This is a genomic window from Pseudomonas sp. GD03858, from assembly GCF_029840925.1.
GTDB lineage: Bacteria > Pseudomonadota > Gammaproteobacteria > Pseudomonadales > Pseudomonadaceae > Aquipseudomonas.
This window is the reverse complement of the sequence record NZ_JAOCDM010000010.1, coordinates 29,178-45,771: the sequence shown is the minus strand read 5'-3', so window position 1 is coordinate 45,771 and position 16,594 is coordinate 29,178. Positions and strand designations below refer to the sequence as shown.

Here is a 16,594-nt window from a genome sequence, read left to right as displayed (position 1 = left end):
GGTTTACCCGCGAACACCGGCATAGCCGGTGCCAGGCACCGCAGTGTCTGCTTCGCGGGTAAACCCGCTCCCACAGGTGATGTGCTGACCCTTTTCCAGGTGTGCAATCATGACCACAGCAACCGCCCGCCTGCGGGCCTCCCCCCTGGACGCGCTGCAGCGCTGGCTACCGAAGCTGGTGCTGGCGCCGAGCATGTTCATCGTCCTGGTGGGCTTCTATGGCTACATCCTGTGGACCTTCGTCCTCTCGTTCACCACCTCGACCTTCCTGCCCACCTACAAGTGGGCGGGCCTGGCCCAGTATGCCCGGCTGTTCGACAACGACCGCTGGTGGGTGGCGAGCAAGAACCTGCTGCTGTTCGGTGGCCTGTTCATCGGCATCACCCTGGCCATCGGCGTGTTCCTCGCCGTGCTGCTCGACCAGCGCATCCGCCGCGAAGGATTCATCCGCACCATCTACCTCTATCCGATGGCGCTGTCGATGATCGTCACCGGTACTGCCTGGAAGTGGCTGCTCAACCCCGGCATGGGCCTGGACAAGCTGCTGCGCGACTGGGGTTGGGAAGGCTTTCGCCTTGACTGGCTGATCGACCCCGACCGCGTGGTCTACTGCCTGGTGATCGCCGCCGTGTGGCAGGCCTCGGGCTTCATCATGGCGATGTTCCTCGCCGGCCTGCGCGGCGTCGACCAGTCGATCATCCGCGCCGCCCAGCTCGATGGCGCCAGCCTGCCGCGCATCTACTGGACCGTGGTGCTGCCCAGCCTGCGCCCGGTGTTCTTCAGCTCGCTGATGATCCTCGCGCACATCGCCATCAAGAGCTTCGACCTGGTGGCGGCGATGACCGCCGGCGGCCCGGGCTACTCCTCGGACCTGCCGGCCATGTTCATGTACTCGTTCACCTTCAGCCGCGGGCAGATGGGCATGGGCTCGGCCAGCGCGATCCTGATGCTCGGCGCGATCCTGGCGATCCTGGTGCCGTACCTGTATTCCGAGTTGCGGGGCAAACGCCATGACTAGCCTGACCGACAAACCCGCACTGAACCTCAGCCGCATCGCCATCCACGGCGTGCTGCTGCTGGCCGTGCTGCTGTACCTGGTGCCGCTGGTGGTGATGCTGCTGACCAGCTTCAAGACCCCCGAGGACATCGGCACTGGCAACCTGCTGAGCTGGCCGACCGAATTCACCGCCATTGGCTGGAGCAAGGCCTGGGCCACGGTCAGCGGCTACTTCGTCAACTCGATCCTGATCACTGTGCCTGCGGTGCTGATCTCCACCGCGATTGGCGCGCTCAACGGCTATGTGCTGTCGATGTGGCGCTTCCGTGGCTCGCAGCTGTTCTTCGGCCTGCTGTTGTTCGGTTGCTTCCTGCCGTTCCAGACCGTGCTGCTGCCGGCCTCGTTCACCCTCGGCAAGCTGGGCCTGGCCAGCACCACCAGCGGGCTGGTGCTGGTGCACGTGGTGTACGGCCTGGCCTTCACCACGCTGTTCTTCCGCAACTACTACGTGAGCATCCCCGAGGCGCTGGTCAAGGCTGCGCGCCTGGACGGCGCCGGGTTCTTCACCATCTTCGGGCGGATCATCCTGCCGATGTCGACGCCGATCATCATGGTCTGCCTGATCTGGCAGTTCACCCAGATCTGGAACGACTTCCTGTTCGGCGTGGTGTTCTCCAGCGGCGACTCGCAACCGATCACCGTGGCCCTCAACAACCTGGTCAACACCAGCACCGGGGCCAAGGAATACAACGTCGACATGGCCGCGGCGATGATCGCCGGGCTGCCGACGCTGCTGGTCTACGTGGTCGCGGGCAAGTATTTCGTGCGCGGGCTGACCGCCGGCGCGGTCAAGGGGTAAGTCATGGCAACACTCGAACTTCGCAATGTGCACAAGACCTACGGCGTGGGCCTGCCGGACACGCTCAAGGACATTCAGCTGGCGATCAAGGACGGCGAGTTCCTGATCCTGGTCGGCCCCTCGGGCTGCGGCAAGTCGACGCTGATGAACTGCATCGCCGGCCTGGAAAGCATCAGTGGCGGGGCGATCCTCATAGACGACGAGGACGTCAGCGGCATGAGCCCCAAGGATCGCGACATCGCCATGGTGTTCCAGTCCTACGCGCTGTACCCGACCATGAACGTGCGCGACAACATCGCCTTTGGTCTGAAGATCCGCAAGATGCCCCAGGCCGCCATCGACCAGGAGGTGGCGCGGGTCGCCAAGCTGCTGCAGATCGAGCACCTGCTCGAGCGCAAGCCCGGGCAGCTGTCCGGCGGCCAGCAACAGCGCGTGGCCATGGGCCGGGCGCTGGCGCGCCGGCCGAAGATCTACCTGTTCGACGAGCCACTGTCGAACCTCGATGCCAAGCTGCGGGTGGAGATGCGCACCGAGATCAAGCTGATGCACCAGCGCCTGAAAACCACCACGGTGTACGTCACCCACGACCAGATCGAGGCGATGACGCTCGGCGACAAGGTGGCGGTGATGAAGGACGGCATCATCCAGCAGTTCGGCACGCCGCAGCAGATCTACAACGATCCGGCCAACCTGTTCGTCGCCAGCTTCATCGGCTCGCCGCCGATGAATTTCATCCCGGTGCGCCTGACCCGGCAGGACGGGCGCGTGCTGGCGCTGCTCGACAGCGGCCAGGCGCGCTGCGAGCTGCCGCTGGGCGTGGCGGCGGACGAGCTGGAAGGCCGCGAGATCATCCTCGGCGTGCGCCCGGAGCAGATCGCCCTGGGGGCGGAGCAGGGCAATGGCCTGCCGGGCATCCGCGCCGAAGTGCAGGTCACCGAGCCCACCGGGCCGGATCTGCTGGTGTTCGTCACCCTCAACCAGACCAAGGTCTGCTGCCGCCTGGCGCCGGATGTGGCGTGCCGGGTCGGCGACAGCCTCAACCTGCAGTTCGACCCGGCGCGGGTGCTGCTGTTCGACGCCGGCAGCGGCGAACGCCTGGACCTTGCCGCCACTGCCGTAAAGGACAACGTGACGCGTTTCAAAGGCCGTTGAACCGGACACGGTCCCTGTAGGAGCGGCCTTGCCGAGGCGTCGGACCGGTCGGAAAGGGCTGCACAGCAGCCCCGGCAATTGTGCGGGATGTGCAGATCCTGGGGCCGCTACGCAGCCCTTTCGCGGCACAAGGCCGCTCCCACAGAAAAGACCTGGCCGTTGATTCGTTCTGTTAATAACAAGAAAAGAGGACGCAAAGGGATGGAACATCGCAATCGCATCAGAACGCTGGGTTCACTGGCACTGCTGGCCGTGGTCGGCAGCAGCGGGGCCCAGGCCGCCGAGGCTTTCTCGTCGGAATCGAAATGGATGACCGGCGACTGGGGCGGCACCCGCACCGAGCTGCTGGAGAAGGGCTACGACTTCACCCTCGACTACGTCGGCGAGGTGGCCGGCAACCTGCACGGCGGCTACAACGACGACAAGACCGCGCGCTACAGCGACCAGTTCGCCCTGGGCGCGCACCTGGACCTGGAGAAGATCTTCGGCTGGAAGGACACCGAGTTCAAACTGGCGATCACCGAGCGTAGCGGCCGCAACCTGTCCAACGACCGCATCAGCGATCCGCGTGCCGGGCAGTTCAGCTCGGTGCAGGAAGTCTGGGGCCGGGGCCAGACCTGGCGGCTGACCCAGATGTGGATCAAGCAGAAGTACTTCGACGGCGCGCTGGACGTGAAATTCGGCCGCTTCGGCGAGGGCGAGGACTTCAACAGCTTCCCCTGTGACTTCCAGAACCTGGCGTTCTGCGGCTCACAGGTGGGCAACTGGGTCGGTGGCATCTGGTACAACTGGCCGGTCAGCCAGTGGGCGCTGCGGGTCAAGTACAACATCACCCCGGAATTATTCGTCCAGGTCGGCGCCTACGAACAGAACCCGTCGAACCTGGAGACCGGCAACGGCTTCAAGCTCAGCGGAAGCGGCACCAAGGGCGCGATCCTGCCGGTGGAGGCGGTGTGGTCGCCGAAGGTCAACGGCCTGCCGGGCGAGTACCGCCTGGGTTACTACTACAGCACCGCCAAGGCCGACGACGTCTACGACGACATCAACGGCAACCCGCAGGCGCTGACCGGCGCGGCGTTCAAGTCGCACTCCAGCAAGCACGGCTGGTGGGTGGTGGCGCAGCAGCAGGTCACCGCCCATGCCGGCGACGTCAACCGTGGCCTGAGCCTGTTCGCCAACTTCACCGTGCACGACAAGGCCACCAACGTGGTCGACAACTACCAGCAGGTCGGCCTGGTCTACAAAGGCGCCTTCGATGCCCGGCCCAAGGACGATATCGGCTTCGGCATCGCCCGCATTCACGTCAACGACGACGTGAAGAAGCGCGCCGAGCTGCTCAATGCCCAGAGTGGCATCAACGACTACGACAACCCCGGCTTCGTGCCGCTGCAGCGCACCGAGTACAACGCCGAGCTCTACTACGGCTTCCACGTCACCAATTGGCTGACCGTGCGCCCGAACCTGCAGTACATCAAGAGCCCGGGTGGTGTGGATGAGGTGGATAACGCGCTGGTCGCGGGGTTGAAGATTCAGTCGTCATTCTGAGAAAAATTGTTGTAAATTTACGCCATCCATCTCGACCTCCCGCTAACCACTGGCCAGCAGTGGTTAGCGGGCACGGGTCGAGACAGCGCTATCTCAAACAACAAAAGAGCTTGGAACCATGCCCGAACATCCGCTACATCGCTTCTTCACCTCGCAACGGCCCAGGCCGACCTTCGAGTGGGAGCGTTACCAGCAGCGCGATGTGCTGATCATCGACCACCCTGGCTGCCAGGCGGTGTTCAGCCGCCAGGGCGCGCAACTGCTGCATTTCCAGCCGGCCGGCGAAAAACCCTGGCTGTGGTGCGCCGAGCAGTGGCCACAGGTGGGCGCCATCCGCGGTGGCGTGCCAGTGTGCTGGCCCTGGTATGGCCGTCATCCCAGCGAGGACCTGTGGCCGGCCCACGGCTGGGCGCGCCTGCTGGACTGGAAGCTGGTGGACAGTCGCGAGGACGAGCAGGGTGTGACCCTGAAGTGGCGCCTGGACCTGTGCGACTGGCAGGTCGACCTGCACGCCCGTCTCGGCGCGAGCATGGAGCTGAGCCTGAGCACCGAGCACCAGGACAGCGAGCCCTGCCAGTTGAGCCATGCGCTGCTGGCCTACTGGCGAATCAGCGACGTGTCGAAGATAGCGCTGTCCGGGCTCGAGGATATCCAGGGCTACGATCGCCTCAATCGCCAGGCCTGCCGCGAGGACGGCGCGCTGACCCTCAAGGGCGGCTGCCAGAAGGTCTACCCCGGTACACCCAAGGTGCAGTTGCAGGACCCGGACTGGCAGCGAGAGCTGTGCATCGACACCGGCGACAGCGATGACACCGTGGTCTGGCACCCAGGCAATCGCCCGCTGATGGGCGTGACCGGGCGCGAATGCCAGGGCTTCGTCTGCGTCGAGGCGGCCAGCGGCAGTGGCGAGGGCCTGAGCCTGGCGCCGGGGGAGCGGGCGCACCTGCGGCTGCAGGCGCACCGGCTCAGTTGAGGTCGTCGTCCTCGATCGGGTAGCGACTGGCGTTGAGGCTTTCCTTGATCTTGCGCAGGTGCGGCTGGAAGTCCACGCCGCGGCGCAGGGTCATGCCGGTGGCGAGCACGTCGAGCACGGTGAGCTGGATGATCCGCGAGGTCATCGGCATGTAGATGTCGGTGTCTTCCGGCAGCGGGATGTGCAGGCTCAGGCTGCAGGCCTGGGCCAGGGGCGAGCCGGCGGCGGTCAGGCCGAGTACCGAGGCGCCGTTTTCCCGGGCCAGGCGCGCCACCTCGACCAGTTCGCGGGTGCGCCCGGTGTAGGAAATGATCACGAACAGATCGCCGGTGTGGGCCACCGAGGCCAGCATGCGCTGCATCAGCACATCGGCATGGGCCGACACGGCGAGGTTGAAGCGGAAGAACTTGTGCTGGGCGTCGAGGGCCACGGGGGCCGAGGCGCCGAGGCCGAAGAAGTGGATCTGCCGGGCCTGGATCATCATGTCCACGGCGCGGCTGACCTGCTGCGGGTCGAGCGCCTGGCAGGCGCTGTCCAGCGAGGCGATGGCGCTGCCGAAGATCTTCTGGGTGTAGGCGGCCGGATCGTCGTCGGCCTCCACCGCGCGGCTGACATAGGCGGCGCCGCTGGCCAGGCTTTGCGCCAGCTGCAGCTTGAGCTCGGGGTAGCCGCTGACACCGAACGAGCGGCAGAAGCGGTTGACCGTCGGTTCGCTGACCTTGGCCGCCTGGGCCAGGGCGGCAATGCTGAAGCGGGTGGCTTGTTGCGGGTTGAGCAGGATGACTTCGGCGACTTTGCGTTCGGCCTTGTTCAGCTCGTCGAGGCGGCCCTGGATCTGTTCCAGGAGGTTGCGCACGCGGTCCATGGTGTGTCCTTGGGTCGGGAAGCAGGCTTTTTGCGATGGCGTGTATCGTACTGTCGGTAAGATTGACACACCACTTGTCTGTAACAGCTGTATTGAATGTTGTGGTTTTTACTACATTAACCCTTGAAAAGCAGGGTTGAAACCGGTATTCCTAGTTCAACATTAATAAAAGAACCAACATCATGGCCGCGATCAGTGTCGAACCCTGCACCTTCGCCCTCTTTGGCGCCCTCGGCGACCTGGCGTTGCGCAAGCTGTTTCCCGCGCTCTACCAGCTCGACCGCGCCGACCTCCTGCACCCGGATACCCGCCTGCTGGCCCTGGCCCGCGAGCCGGGCAGCGTGCAGGAACACCTGAACAACATCGAAGCCCATCTGCGCCGTCATGTGCCAGAGGCCGAGATCGATGCCGCTTCCCTGGGGCGCTTCCTCGGGCGGCTGAGCTACCTGCACCTGGACTTCGTCGAGCCCGAGGGCTACCAGGCCCTGGCCGAGCAGGCGCCGAGCGGGCAGCCGCTGATCGCCTACTTTGCCACGGCGGCGGCGGTCTACGGTGCGATCTGCGAGAACCTCGACAAGGCCGGCCTGGCCTCGCGCACCCGAGTGGTGCTGGAGAAACCCATCGGCCACGACCTGGAGTCGTCGCGCCGGGTCAACGACGCCGTGGCGCGGTTCTTCCCCGAGAGCCGGGTCTACCGCATCGACCACTACCTGGGCAAGGAGACGGTGCAGAACCTGATCGCCCTGCGTTTCGCCAACAGCCTGTTCGAAACCCAGTGGAACCAGAACTCCATCTCCCATGTGGAGATCACCGTCGCCGAGAAGGTCGGCATCGAGGGCCGCTGGGGTTACTTCGACAAGGCCGGCCAGCTGCGCGACATGATCCAGAACCACCTGTTGCAGCTGCTCTGCCTGATCGCCATGGACCCGCCCAGCGACCTGTCGGCCGACAGTATCCGCGACGAGAAGGTCAAGGTGCTCAAGGCCCTGGCACCGATCACCGGCGAAGGCCTGAGCACTCATGTGGTGCGCGGCCAGTACATCGCCGGCTTCAGCGACGGCAAGCCGGTGCCGGGCTATCTGGAAGAGGACAACGCCAACGCCCAGAGCGACACCGAGACCTTCGTCGCCCTGCGCGCCGATATCCGCAACTGGCGCTGGTCGGGCGTGCCGTTCTACCTGCGCACCGGCAAGCGCATGCCGCAGAAGCTGTCGCAGATCGTCATCCACTTCAAGGAAACCCCGCACTACATCTTCGCCCCGGAACAGCGTTTGCAGATCGGCAACAAGCTGATCATTCGCCTGCAACCGGACGAAGGCATTTCGCTGCGGGTGATGACCAAGGAGCAGGGCCTGGACAAGGGCATGCAGCTGCGCAGCGGCCCGCTGCAGCTGAACTTCTCCGACACCTGGCGCAGCGCGCGGATTCCGGACGCCTACGAGCGTCTGCTGCTGGAAGTGATGCGCGGCAACCAGAACCTGTTCGTGCGCAAGGACGAGATCGAATACGCCTGGAAATGGTGCGATCAGCTGATCGCTGGCTGGAAGACCAGCGGCGACGCGCCCAAGCCCTATGCGGCCGGTTCCTGGGGGCCGATGAGCTCGATTGCATTGATCACTCGTGATGGGAGGGCCTGGTATGGCGATATCTGAACTGCAACTGCCGGCGACGGTGAAGGCGCATCAGCTGGCTGATGCGAAAACCCTGGCGGCGACCCTGGCCCATGACGTGGCCGAGCACCTGCGCCAGGCCATCGCCAGCAAGGGCCAGGCTTGCGTGGTGCTGTCCGGCGGCCGCAGCCCGGTGCCGTTTCTCGAGAAGCTGGCGGCAGAGGTGCTGGACTGGTCGAAGGTCACCGTGAGCCTGGCGGACGAGCGCTGGGTGCCGGTGGCGCACGACGACAGCAACGCCGGCCTGCTGGCCCGCCACCTGCTCAAGGGTGGTGCGGCCAAGGCGCGTTTCATCGGCCTGTACCAGAGCGGCGCGACCCTGGAGGCCGCCGCCGAGCAGGCTGATCAGGTACTCGCCGACCTGCCGCCGATCGATGTGCTGGTGCTGGGCATGGGCGATGACGGCCACACGGCTTCGCTGTTCCCGGCCAGCCCCAACCTGCGCCAGGGCCTGGCCAAGGTGGGTGAGCGTCGCTGCCTGCCGATGCTGGCGCCGAGCGTGCCGCACCAGCGCCTGAGCATGACCCGCGCGCTGCTGGCTAGCGCCGGCTTCATCGCCCTGTCCGTGCAAGGCGCGGGCAAGCTCGCCACCCTGCGTGCCGCCCTGGCGGCCGAAGACCCAACCGAAATGCCGATTCGCGCCTTTCTTCACGATCCCCTGGACATCTACTGGTGCCCATGAGCCAAGGACCCATTGTCATGACCACCCTCGAACGCCCACAGCCTTTGCTCTCGATGGCCGAGAAAGCCGAGCGCATCGACGCGATCTGCGACCAGGCGCGCATTCTGCCGGTGATCACCATCGCCCGTGAGGAGGACATCCTGCCCTTGGCCGACGCCCTGGCCGCCGGCGGCATCCGCACCCTGGAAGTGACCCTGCGCTCGCAGCATGGCCTGAAGGCCATCCAGGTGCTGCGCGAGCAGCGTCCGGAACTGTGCGTCGGTGCCGGTACCGTGCTCGACCGCGGCATGTTCGCCGCCGTCGAGGCCGCGGGCGCGCAGTTCGTCGTCACCCCGGGCATCACCCAGGACATTCTCGAAGCGGGCGTGGACAGCGACATTCCGCTGCTGCCGGGCATCAGCACGCCGTCGGAGATCATGATGGGCTATGCCCTCGGCTACCGTCGCTTCAAGCTGTTCCCGGCGGAGATCAGTGGTGGCGTGGCGGCGATCAAGGCCTTTGCCGGCCCGTTCGGCGACATCCGCTTCTGCCCGACCGGCGGGGTGAACCCGGCCAACGTGCGCAACTACATGGCCCTGCCCAATGTGATGTGCGTGGGCGGCACCTGGATGCTCGACAGCAGCTGGATCAAGAACGGCGACTGGGCGCGGATCGAGGCGTGCAGCGCCGAGGCGATGGCGTTGCTGGACTGACAGATTTCGTTGTGTGCTACACGGCTTGTGGGGCGCTTGGTCGGCGCCCCTTTTTTTTGCCTGCTGCAGTTATCGGGATCTACGCATCTCCCTGTAGGAGCGGCCTTGTGTCGCGAAAGGGCCGCAACGCGGCCCCAGCGATCTTTGCATGAACGCTGAAACCCTGGGGCCGCTGCGCGCCCCTTTCCGACCGGTCCGACGCCTCGGCAAGGCCGCTCCTACACGGGTATGCAGGGCAAAAGGGGTTGCCTGCTACAGGCAAAAAAAAAGCCCGCATCGAGGATGCGGGCTTCGTTTATCGGCGATGGTTTACGCCGCTTTGGCCTGCTGCTGGCTCAGCGACCGGTTCAGCGCGCTGAACAGCGCCTTGAAGCTGGCGGTGGTGATGTTCTCGTCGATCCCCACGCCGTGTACCGGACGCCCACCGGCCACGCGCAGCTCGATGTAGGCCGCCGCCTTGGCGTTGGTACCAGCGCCGATGGCGTGTTCGTTGTAGTCCATGATCTCCACGCTGACCGGCAAGCCGGCCACCAGCGCTTCCAGGGCGCCGTTGCCCTTGCCGTGCCAATGCAGTGTGGTCTCGCCTTCACCGGAGACTTCCACCTGCACATGGCTGCTGCCGTTCTCTTCCTGCAGGCGGTGGCTGACCAGTGCATACGGTGCGTTGGCCTGGAGGTATTCCTTCTGCAGCAGCTTGTAGATCTGCTCGGCGGTCATTTCCAGGCCGAGACGGTCGGTCTCGCCCTGTACCACCTGGCTGAACTCGATCTGCATGCGGCGCGGCAGGCTGATGCCGTACTCCTGCTCGAGCAGGTAGGTGATGCCGCCCTTGCCCGACTGGCTGTTGACGCGGATCACCGCCTCGTAGCTGCGGCCGATGTCGGCCGGGTCGATCGGCAGGTATGGCACTTCCCACAGTTCGCCGTCCTGCTGTTTGGCGAAGCCCTTGCGGATGGCGTCCTGGTGCGAGCCGGAGAAGGCGGTGTGGACCAGGTCGCCGACATACGGGTGGCGTGGGTGTACCGGCAGCTGGTTGCACTCCTCGACGACCTTGCGCACGCCATCGATGTCGGAGAAGTCCAGTTGCGGGTCGATGCCCTGGGTGTAGAGGTTCAACGCCAGGGTCACCAGGTCGACGTTGCCGGTGCGCTCGCCGTTGCCGAACAGGCAGCCTTCGGCACGGTCGGCGCCGGCCATCAGCCCCAGTTCGGTGGCGGCGATGCCGGTGCCACGGTCGTTGTGGGTGTGCAGGCTGATGATCACGCTGTCGCGACGGTTGATGTTGCGGCAGAACCATTCGATCTGGTCGGCGTAGACGTTCGGCGTGGCGACTTCGACGGTGGCCGGCAGGTTGAGGATGATCTTGTGCTCGGGGGTCGGGTTCCACACCTCGATCACCGCGTCGCACACTTCCTTGGCGAATTCCAGTTCGGTGGCGCTGAAGGTTTCAGGCGAGTACTGGAAGGTCCACTGGGTGTTCGGCTGCTGGGCGGCGTACTTGACGAACAGCTTGGCGGCGTTGACCGCGATGTCCTTCACGCCCTGCTTGTCCTGGTTGAAGACGATGCGGCGGAACGACGGGCAGGTGGCGTTGTACAGGTGGACGATGGCCTTCTTGGCCCCGCGCAGGGATTCGAAGGTCCGGGCGATCAGGTCTTCACGGGCCTGGGTCAGCACCTGGATGGTGGTGTCGTCCGGGATGTGGCCATCTTCGATCAGGGTGCGCACGAAGTCGAAGTCGGTCTGCGAGGCAGACGGGAACGACGCTTCGATTTCCTTCACGCCCACCTGCACCAGGGTCTTCCAGAACCGCAGCTTCTTCTCCGAGTCCATCGGCTCGATCAGCGACTGGTTGCCATCACGCAGGTCGGAGCTGCACCAGATCGGCGCCTGGGTGATGGTCTTCGACGGCCAGGTACGGTCAGGCAGGTCGATGGTCGGGAACGCGCGGTATTTCTTCGAAGGGTCTTTGAGCATGGTCATGCAAGCAATCCTTTTTATGTGCGGCCGTGATCGGGCCTGCCAAACGAAAACGAGAGAAAAAGGCGAGGCGACGCGATTCACCCTGGTAGTCGGGCGCTGACCAGGCAGAGGCTGCGGTGTTGTCGGAGCAGGGTGCTGAAGATGTTCATAGGCTCAACCCTAACCAGTGGGTTGGGGGATGGCAAGCATTGCGAGAAAATTGAGAGGAATGCTTAAAAAAACGATGCTTCTGAGTTTTTGTGGCCGTTGATTAGGGTTTGTTGAGATTTTATTGCGTGATGTTTTTTCGTTGCGCAAATCGCGGGGCAAGCCCGCTCCCACGATCCCACCATGGCTGCGTGGGAGCGGGCTTGCCCCGCGATTGCGCTTTCAGGGCTGGAACGCGCCGATGAAAATTGCCGGATCGACCCGCGCATCGTTGAGGCTGACGTTCCAGTGCATGTGTGGCCCGGTGGCCCGGCCGGTCGAGCCCACGCGGCCGACCACCTCGCCGCGGCGCAGCACCTGTCCTGGCTTCACGTCGATCTTCGACATGTGGCAGAACATGCTGATGAAGCCCTGGCCATGGTCGACGAACACCGTGCGGCCATTGAAGAAGTAGTCGCCCACCAGGATCACCTTGCCATTGGCCGGGGTCTTGATCGGCGTGCCGGCCGGTACGGCGAAGTCAAGGCCCGCATGGGGGTTGCGTTCCTCGCCGTTGAAGAAGCGGCGCACGCCGAACTTGCTCGACAGCGGGCCGTTGACCGGCTTGTCGAGGATCAGGTTGCTCGGCAGGGTCGGGCTGAAACTGCGGTAGGCCTTGATCTGCTCGGCCAGCTCGCGGTCGATGCGCTTCAAGTCCTCGGGCTCGGGGTTGACCTGGCGCTTGTTCTTCAAGGTGATGTGCTGTTCGGGGTATTTCTTGCTGCCCACGCTGAAGCGGATGTCGCGTCCACCTTGGGTGAGCACGGCGCTGCCGGGCTTCTGGGTGAGCGGGATGCCGACGATGGCCAGCCAGTTGTCCTGCTCCTTCACCACCAGCACCGGCTTGCCGTCGAAGCGGGCGCTTGGCGCGCTGGCGGCAGGCCCCAGGTTGACCACGGCCACGCCGCCGGGCACCGGCTTGTCGAGGGTGCGGGTGATGTAGCTGGCCTGGGCCGTGGTGAGCGGCAGCAACAGGGCGAGGGCGAGCAGGGGCGCGAACAGGCGGGGCATGTGTCAGTCCAGTAGCGAGAGGGTGACCGGAGTCTGGTGGTTGTCCTCGACCCGCACCTTGAGCTCGCCTTCCTTGAGGCGGGCGGTCAGGCGCTGGCCGTTGTGGGTCTGCGCGGCGCTGCGGATGGCTTGGCCACGCTCGTCGAGCAGGATGCTGTAGCCGCGGGCGAGGGTGGCCAGTGGGCTGACCACCTGCAAGGTCTGCAATTGCGCCTGGAAACGCTGGCGACGGTCCTTGAGCACGTCGCGCATGGCCCGTGGCAGGCGCTCGGCCAGGCTGTCCAGGCGCTGGCGCAGCAATTTCAGGCTGCGCCCTGGATGCTGTGCGCCCAGGCGTGTGTCGAGACGGCCGAGGCGTTCGTGGCGCTGGCTCATGCCAAGCATGAAGGCGCGACGCAGGCGCATGTCCAAGTCGTCCAGGCGCTGGGCCTGCTGGCGCAGGCGCTCGCCAGGATGGCGCAGGCGTCGGGCTAGGCCCTCCACACGCAGACGGTCGTGGGCCAGGCGGCTCTGCATACGCAGCAGCAGGCGCCGTTGCAGGCTGTCCAGACGCTGCTGCAGACCGCTGCTGTCCGGGGCGAGCAGTTCGGCGGCGGCTGAGGGCGTGGGCGCGCGCACGTCGGCGACGAAGTCGCTGATCGACACGTCGGTCTCATGGCCCACGGCGCTGACGATCGGTGTCACGCAGGCGGCCACGGCGCGGGCCACGGCCTCTTCGTTAAAGCACCAGAGGTCTTCCAGCGAGCCACCGCCACGGGCCAGGATCAGCGCGTCGAAGCCCTGTCGGTCGGCCATCTGCAGGGCGTGGACGATCTGCGCGATGGCCTCGCGGCCCTGCACCGCGGTGGGGATCAGGTTGAGTTCGACCTGCGGCGCGCGGCGGCGAAACACGCTGATGATGTCGCGAATCACCGCGCCAGTGGGCGAGGTGATGATGCCGATGCGTTGCGGATGCGCCGGCAGCGGCCGCTTGCGATCGGTGCTGAACAGACCCTCGGCGCCGAGCTTTTCCTTCAAGGCTTCGAAGGCCAGGCGCAGGGCGCCGTCGCCGGCCGGCTCCACCGTGTCGAGGATCAGCTGGTAGTCGCCACGGCCCTCGAACAGCGAAACCTTGCCGCGCACCTTCACCGCCAGGCCATCACGCAGGGCCTGGCGCACGCGGGCGGCGTTCTGCCGGAACAAGGCGCAGCGGATCTGCGCGCCGCTGTCCTTGAGGGTGAAGTACAGGTGGCCGGAGGCCGGGCGGGCGAGGTTGGAAATCTCGCCTTCCACCCAGACGCTGCGAAACACGTCCTCGAGCAGCACGCGGGCGCGGCCGTTGAGCTGGCTGACGGTGAGGACCTCGCGGTCCAGGCCGAGTCGTTCGAAAGGGGCTCTGATCATGCCGGGCATCATAAAGGAGCGAAGGCCTGGTTGTCTGTGCCGGCCGCTATCGCGGGGCAAGCCCGCTCCCACGCACATACGACCTAGGGCGTGGGAGCGGGCTTGCCCCGCGATAGCGGCCTTCAGCCTTGCATGATCGCCACGAACTGGCGCACCAGCTCCCCGGCATCCCGCCGGCAAGCCAGCGCCACGGTACTTTGGCACGCCTCGGCCAGTGGCACGAAACGCACCAATGGCGGGGCGATCTCGAGCATGCTCGCCGGCAACAACGCCACCCCGAACCCGGCCTGGATCAGCTGCAGTTGCGTGGTCTTGCGCGACACCACCTGTGCCGCCTGGGGAAAGAATCCTTCGTTCATGCACAACGACGCCGACAGGTAGCTCAGCCCGCCGCGCTGGCGATGGGGTATGGAAATGAAGCGCTCCTCGCGCAGTTGCCCCAGCCGAACACTGTCCGCCGTGGCCAGTGGATGGCTTGCCGCCACCGCCAGCAACAGCGGTTCGTCGAACAGCGCATGCAGCTCCACGCCCTCGTGCTGGCGCAACACCGGCAGGCGCAGCAAGCCGATCTCCAGGCGGCCTTCGGCGATGTCTTCCAATTGCGCCTCCGACGATTGCTGGGCGATCTCCAGCGAGACGCCAGGGTTGTCCTCAAGGTAGGTGCCGAGGCGCTGCAGCAACTGACCGGTCAACGGCACGGTGCTGGAGTGGTTCAGCCGTAAGCTGCCGCGCAGGCCCTGGCCGACTTCCCGGGCCAGGCGTTCGGCCTTGTCCAGGTCGGCCAGCAGGCGCCGGGCACGCTCGAGGAACAGCTGACCGGCGGCGGTCAGCCGGGGTTGGCGCGCGGTGCGTTCGAACAAGGCCGTGTCGAGCTGCAGTTCCAGCTCCTTGATCTGCCGGCTCAAGGCCGACTGGGCGATGTATAGCCGTTCGGCGGCGGCGCTGAAGCTACCGCTTTCGGCGATTTCGACGAAGTAGCGCAATTGGCGGGTGGAAGTCATGTCATGCCTTTTTGAGATGGCTCATGGCGTAAAGGCATATTAGTCGGCATGGCTTGTCGCTGGCTAACCTTCAGCCGTCTTCCCAGGAGCTGTCGCGATGTTCGCTCAACTGTCGTTCTCCGCCCTCGACTGGCTACCGATCCTGCTCGGCGTGGCCGTGGCCTATATCGTCTTCGGTATCGCCGGCTTCGGTACCGCGCTGGTCGCAGGCCCGGTGCTGATCCATTTCATGCCGCTGTCGCGGATCATCCCGCTGCTGGTGCTGCTGGACTTCGTCGCCGCGTTCGGCAACCTGCTGCCGTCGCGGCGTGACGTGGTGCGCGGCGAACTGCTGCGCCTGCTGCCGTTCATGGCCGTGGGCTGCACGTTGGGCGTGGTGTTCCTGCTGCGCTTGAAGTCGGACGTGCTGCTGTTGCTGATGGGCGTGTTCGTCACCGCCTATGCGGTCTATGGCCTTGCGGTGAAGGTGCGACCGGCGAGCCTGTCGGCGTTGTGGGCGGCTCCCATGGGCACCGTGGGTGGGTTGTTCGGCGCCTTGTTCGGCAGCGGTGGCTTTCTCTACGCGATCTATCTGAGCGCACGGCTGGAGGCCAAGGATCAGGTGCGCGCGACCCAGGTCGCATTGATCAGCTGCAGCACCGTGGTGCGCCTGTCGCTGTTCCTCATCGCCGGGGTCTATGCCGACGCCAGCCTGCTGTCACTCGCCGCCTGCCTGCTGCCGGTGATGTTCCTCGGCACCTGGCTGGGGCGGCGGCTGACCCTGAAATTGTCCCGTGAGGCCTTCGTGCGCCTGATCACCTGGCTGGTGCTGGCCAGCGGCCTGGCGCTGATCGGTCGCTATCTGAGTGTCTGAGCAGGCGGTAGAATGCGCGACCACCGCAGTCCGCAGGCCCCTCGCGCATGAACACCCAGAGCATCATCGTCCCCAAACTCTCCACCGTGCCGGTCCACGAGGCCCGTGCCCGCGCCATCCTGCGCTGGCTGGTGCGCGAGAAGATCGTCGAGGAACAGCTGACCACCTGTGGCCGTACCGGTAACCGCATGGGCCATGCCTTGGCCGAGGGGGCGCGCAAGGTGGCCCTGCACCCGCACAAGCTACCGCTTGGCGAGCAGGTCAATGGCCTGGAGGTGATGCTCAAGCGCTGCATCTACACCCCCACCGACGGTTTTCTCGAAGAGGCCGGCTGCCCGGAATGCCGGCGCGAGGTGGGCGAGCCGCTGTTCGAGAGCCTGGAAGAATGGATGCCGGGGGTGAGCGACAATTTCACCTGCCCGCTGTGCGGCTTCGAGGATGACATCAATGGCTTCCTCTACCTGCAGCCCTGTGCCTTTTCCAACCTGGGGTTCATCTTCAACAACTGGGGCGAGGCCGGGTTCACCCAGGCCTTTCTCGACAGCTTCGCCGACTGGCTGGACCAGCCGGTGGCGGTGGTGCAAGTCAGCGGCAAGCTTTAAGCCGCAAGTTTCAAGAAAAAGCGGTCCGTACGTCCTGCGACTTCTTGTAGCTTGCCGCTTGTAACTTGAAGCTTGATTTACATTGAGCGGCGCGCCATGGATGGGTATAATGGCGCGCTTCCATTTTTCCCTCCCGGGAG

Annotated in this window: 15 protein-coding genes; 10 read left to right on the top strand and 5 right to left on the bottom strand. The window is 65.3% G+C overall.

Annotation, left to right across the window (positions count from 1 at the left end):
• Window positions 1-109: 109 nt before the first annotated feature.
• The 5 genes from N5D48_RS04830 to N5D48_RS04810 all read left to right on the top strand — a co-directional run bounded on the left by N5D48_RS04830 (window position 110) and on the right by N5D48_RS04810 (window position 5,526).
• Window positions 110-1,018 (top strand): sugar ABC transporter permease, encoded by a 909-nt coding sequence (locus tag N5D48_RS04830; protein WP_186713879.1) that lies wholly within the window; start codon window positions 110-112, stop codon window positions 1,016-1,018.
• Window positions 1,011-1,856: a carbohydrate ABC transporter permease gene (locus tag N5D48_RS04825; RefSeq protein ID WP_279881692.1), complete on the top strand. Its 846-nt coding sequence runs from the start codon at window positions 1,011-1,013 to the stop codon at window positions 1,854-1,856. Before N5D48_RS04830 ends, N5D48_RS04825 begins: the two co-directional genes overlap by 8 nt.
• A gap of 3 nt (window positions 1,857-1,859) precedes the next feature.
• Window positions 1,860-3,008, top strand: a complete 1,149-nt coding sequence (gene ugpC / locus N5D48_RS04820) for a sn-glycerol-3-phosphate ABC transporter ATP-binding protein UgpC (RefSeq protein WP_279881690.1) — start codon at window positions 1,860-1,862, stop codon at window positions 3,006-3,008.
• Between the two features lie 201 nt (window positions 3,009-3,209).
• The gene (locus N5D48_RS04815; RefSeq protein WP_279881688.1) at window positions 3,210-4,553 is read left to right on the top strand and encodes a carbohydrate porin; all 1,344 of its coding nucleotides are present in this window, start codon (window positions 3,210-3,212) and stop codon (window positions 4,551-4,553) included.
• 118 nt (window positions 4,554-4,671) lie between these two features.
• Window positions 4,672-5,526 carry a D-hexose-6-phosphate mutarotase gene (locus N5D48_RS04810; RefSeq protein WP_279881686.1) on the top strand — a complete coding sequence of 285 codons (855 nt, stop codon included), beginning with the start codon at window positions 4,672-4,674 and terminating at the stop codon, window positions 5,524-5,526.
• Here N5D48_RS04810 and hexR read toward each other — a convergent pair.
• Complete coding sequence (gene hexR, locus N5D48_RS04805) at window positions 5,519-6,382, bottom strand: DNA-binding transcriptional regulator HexR (protein ID WP_172402443.1); 864 nt, start codon at window positions 6,380-6,382, stop codon at window positions 5,519-5,521. The two genes, N5D48_RS04810 and hexR, sit on opposite strands and share 8 nt — an antisense overlap.
• A gap of 191 nt (window positions 6,383-6,573) precedes the next feature.
• Here hexR and zwf point away from each other — a divergent pair, with 191 nt between their 5' ends.
• From zwf to N5D48_RS04790, 3 genes are read left to right on the top strand one after another with little or no spacing between them, the layout of a single operon-like run.
• Entirely contained in the window at window positions 6,574-8,043 is a 1,470-nt protein-coding gene (gene zwf / locus N5D48_RS04800; RefSeq protein WP_186734093.1) for a glucose-6-phosphate dehydrogenase, read from the top strand.
• Window positions 8,030-8,743, top strand: a complete 714-nt coding sequence (pgl, locus tag N5D48_RS04795) for a 6-phosphogluconolactonase (protein WP_279881682.1) — start codon at window positions 8,030-8,032, stop codon at window positions 8,741-8,743. The genes zwf and pgl overlap by 14 nt, the downstream gene beginning before the upstream one ends.
• A gap of 17 nt (window positions 8,744-8,760) precedes the next feature.
• Entirely contained in the window at window positions 8,761-9,435 is a 675-nt protein-coding gene (locus N5D48_RS04790) for a bifunctional 4-hydroxy-2-oxoglutarate aldolase/2-dehydro-3-deoxy-phosphogluconate aldolase (RefSeq protein ID WP_279881680.1), read from the top strand.
• 309 nt (window positions 9,436-9,744) lie between these two features.
• Here N5D48_RS04790 and leuA read toward each other — a convergent pair whose 3' ends face one another.
• The 4 genes from leuA to N5D48_RS04770 form a co-directional block, all read right to left on the bottom strand.
• Window positions 9,745-11,418, bottom strand: coding sequence for a 2-isopropylmalate synthase (leuA, locus tag N5D48_RS04785; RefSeq protein ID WP_186713889.1), 1,674 nt, complete (start codon window positions 11,416-11,418; stop codon window positions 9,745-9,747).
• 369 nt (window positions 11,419-11,787) lie between these two features.
• Entirely contained in the window at window positions 11,788-12,615 is an 828-nt protein-coding gene (locus N5D48_RS04780) for a M23 family metallopeptidase (protein ID WP_279881674.1), read from the bottom strand.
• Between the two features lie 3 nt (window positions 12,616-12,618).
• Window positions 12,619-13,998 (bottom strand): exodeoxyribonuclease VII large subunit, encoded by a 1,380-nt coding sequence (gene xseA / locus N5D48_RS04775; protein WP_279881671.1) that lies wholly within the window; start codon window positions 13,996-13,998, stop codon window positions 12,619-12,621.
• Between the two features lie 122 nt (window positions 13,999-14,120).
• A complete protein-coding gene (locus tag N5D48_RS04770) occupies window positions 14,121-14,999 on the bottom strand; it encodes a LysR substrate-binding domain-containing protein (RefSeq protein ID WP_279881669.1) in 879 nt (292 codons plus the stop codon).
• 97 nt (window positions 15,000-15,096) lie between these two features.
• Here N5D48_RS04770 and N5D48_RS04765 point away from each other — a divergent pair, with 97 nt between their 5' ends.
• Both N5D48_RS04765 and N5D48_RS04760 read left to right on the top strand, forming a co-directional pair.
• Window positions 15,097-15,852, top strand: a complete 756-nt coding sequence (locus N5D48_RS04765) for a sulfite exporter TauE/SafE family protein (RefSeq protein ID WP_279881667.1) — start codon at window positions 15,097-15,099, stop codon at window positions 15,850-15,852.
• Between the two features lie 47 nt (window positions 15,853-15,899).
• On the top strand, window positions 15,900-16,454 hold the full coding sequence (locus tag N5D48_RS04760; RefSeq protein ID WP_279881665.1) for a sugar ABC transporter ATPase: 555 nt from the start codon (window positions 15,900-15,902) through the stop codon (window positions 16,452-16,454).
• The last annotated feature ends 140 nt before the right edge of the window (window positions 16,455-16,594 follow it).

Coding starts and splice junctions, on each gene's coding strand:
- N5D48_RS04765 (WP_279881667.1), top strand. CDS start 15,097: ATGTTCGCTCAACTGTCGTTCTCCGCCCTCGACTGGCTACCGATCCTG.
- ugpC (WP_279881690.1), top strand. CDS start 1,860: ATGGCAACACTCGAACTTCGCAATGTGCACAAGACCTACGGCGTGGGC.
- N5D48_RS04810 (WP_279881686.1), top strand. CDS start 4,672: ATGCCCGAACATCCGCTACATCGCTTCTTCACCTCGCAACGGCCCAGG.
- N5D48_RS04790 (WP_279881680.1), top strand. CDS start 8,761: ATGACCACCCTCGAACGCCCACAGCCTTTGCTCTCGATGGCCGAGAAA.
- N5D48_RS04830 (WP_186713879.1), top strand. CDS start 110: ATGACCACAGCAACCGCCCGCCTGCGGGCCTCCCCCCTGGACGCGCTG.
- N5D48_RS04780 (WP_279881674.1), bottom strand. CDS start 12,615: ATGCCCCGCCTGTTCGCGCCCCTGCTCGCCCTCGCCCTGTTGCTGCCG.
- zwf (WP_186734093.1), top strand. CDS start 6,574: ATGGCCGCGATCAGTGTCGAACCCTGCACCTTCGCCCTCTTTGGCGCC.
- N5D48_RS04825 (WP_279881692.1), top strand. CDS start 1,011: ATGACTAGCCTGACCGACAAACCCGCACTGAACCTCAGCCGCATCGCC.
- leuA (WP_186713889.1), bottom strand. CDS start 11,418: ATGACCATGCTCAAAGACCCTTCGAAGAAATACCGCGCGTTCCCGACC.
- pgl (WP_279881682.1), top strand. CDS start 8,030: ATGGCGATATCTGAACTGCAACTGCCGGCGACGGTGAAGGCGCATCAG.
- N5D48_RS04770 (WP_279881669.1), bottom strand. CDS start 14,999: ATGACTTCCACCCGCCAATTGCGCTACTTCGTCGAAATCGCCGAAAGC.
- N5D48_RS04815 (WP_279881688.1), top strand. CDS start 3,210: ATGGAACATCGCAATCGCATCAGAACGCTGGGTTCACTGGCACTGCTG.
- N5D48_RS04760 (WP_279881665.1), top strand. CDS start 15,900: ATGAACACCCAGAGCATCATCGTCCCCAAACTCTCCACCGTGCCGGTC.
- xseA (WP_279881671.1), bottom strand. CDS start 13,998: ATGATCAGAGCCCCTTTCGAACGACTCGGCCTGGACCGCGAGGTCCTC.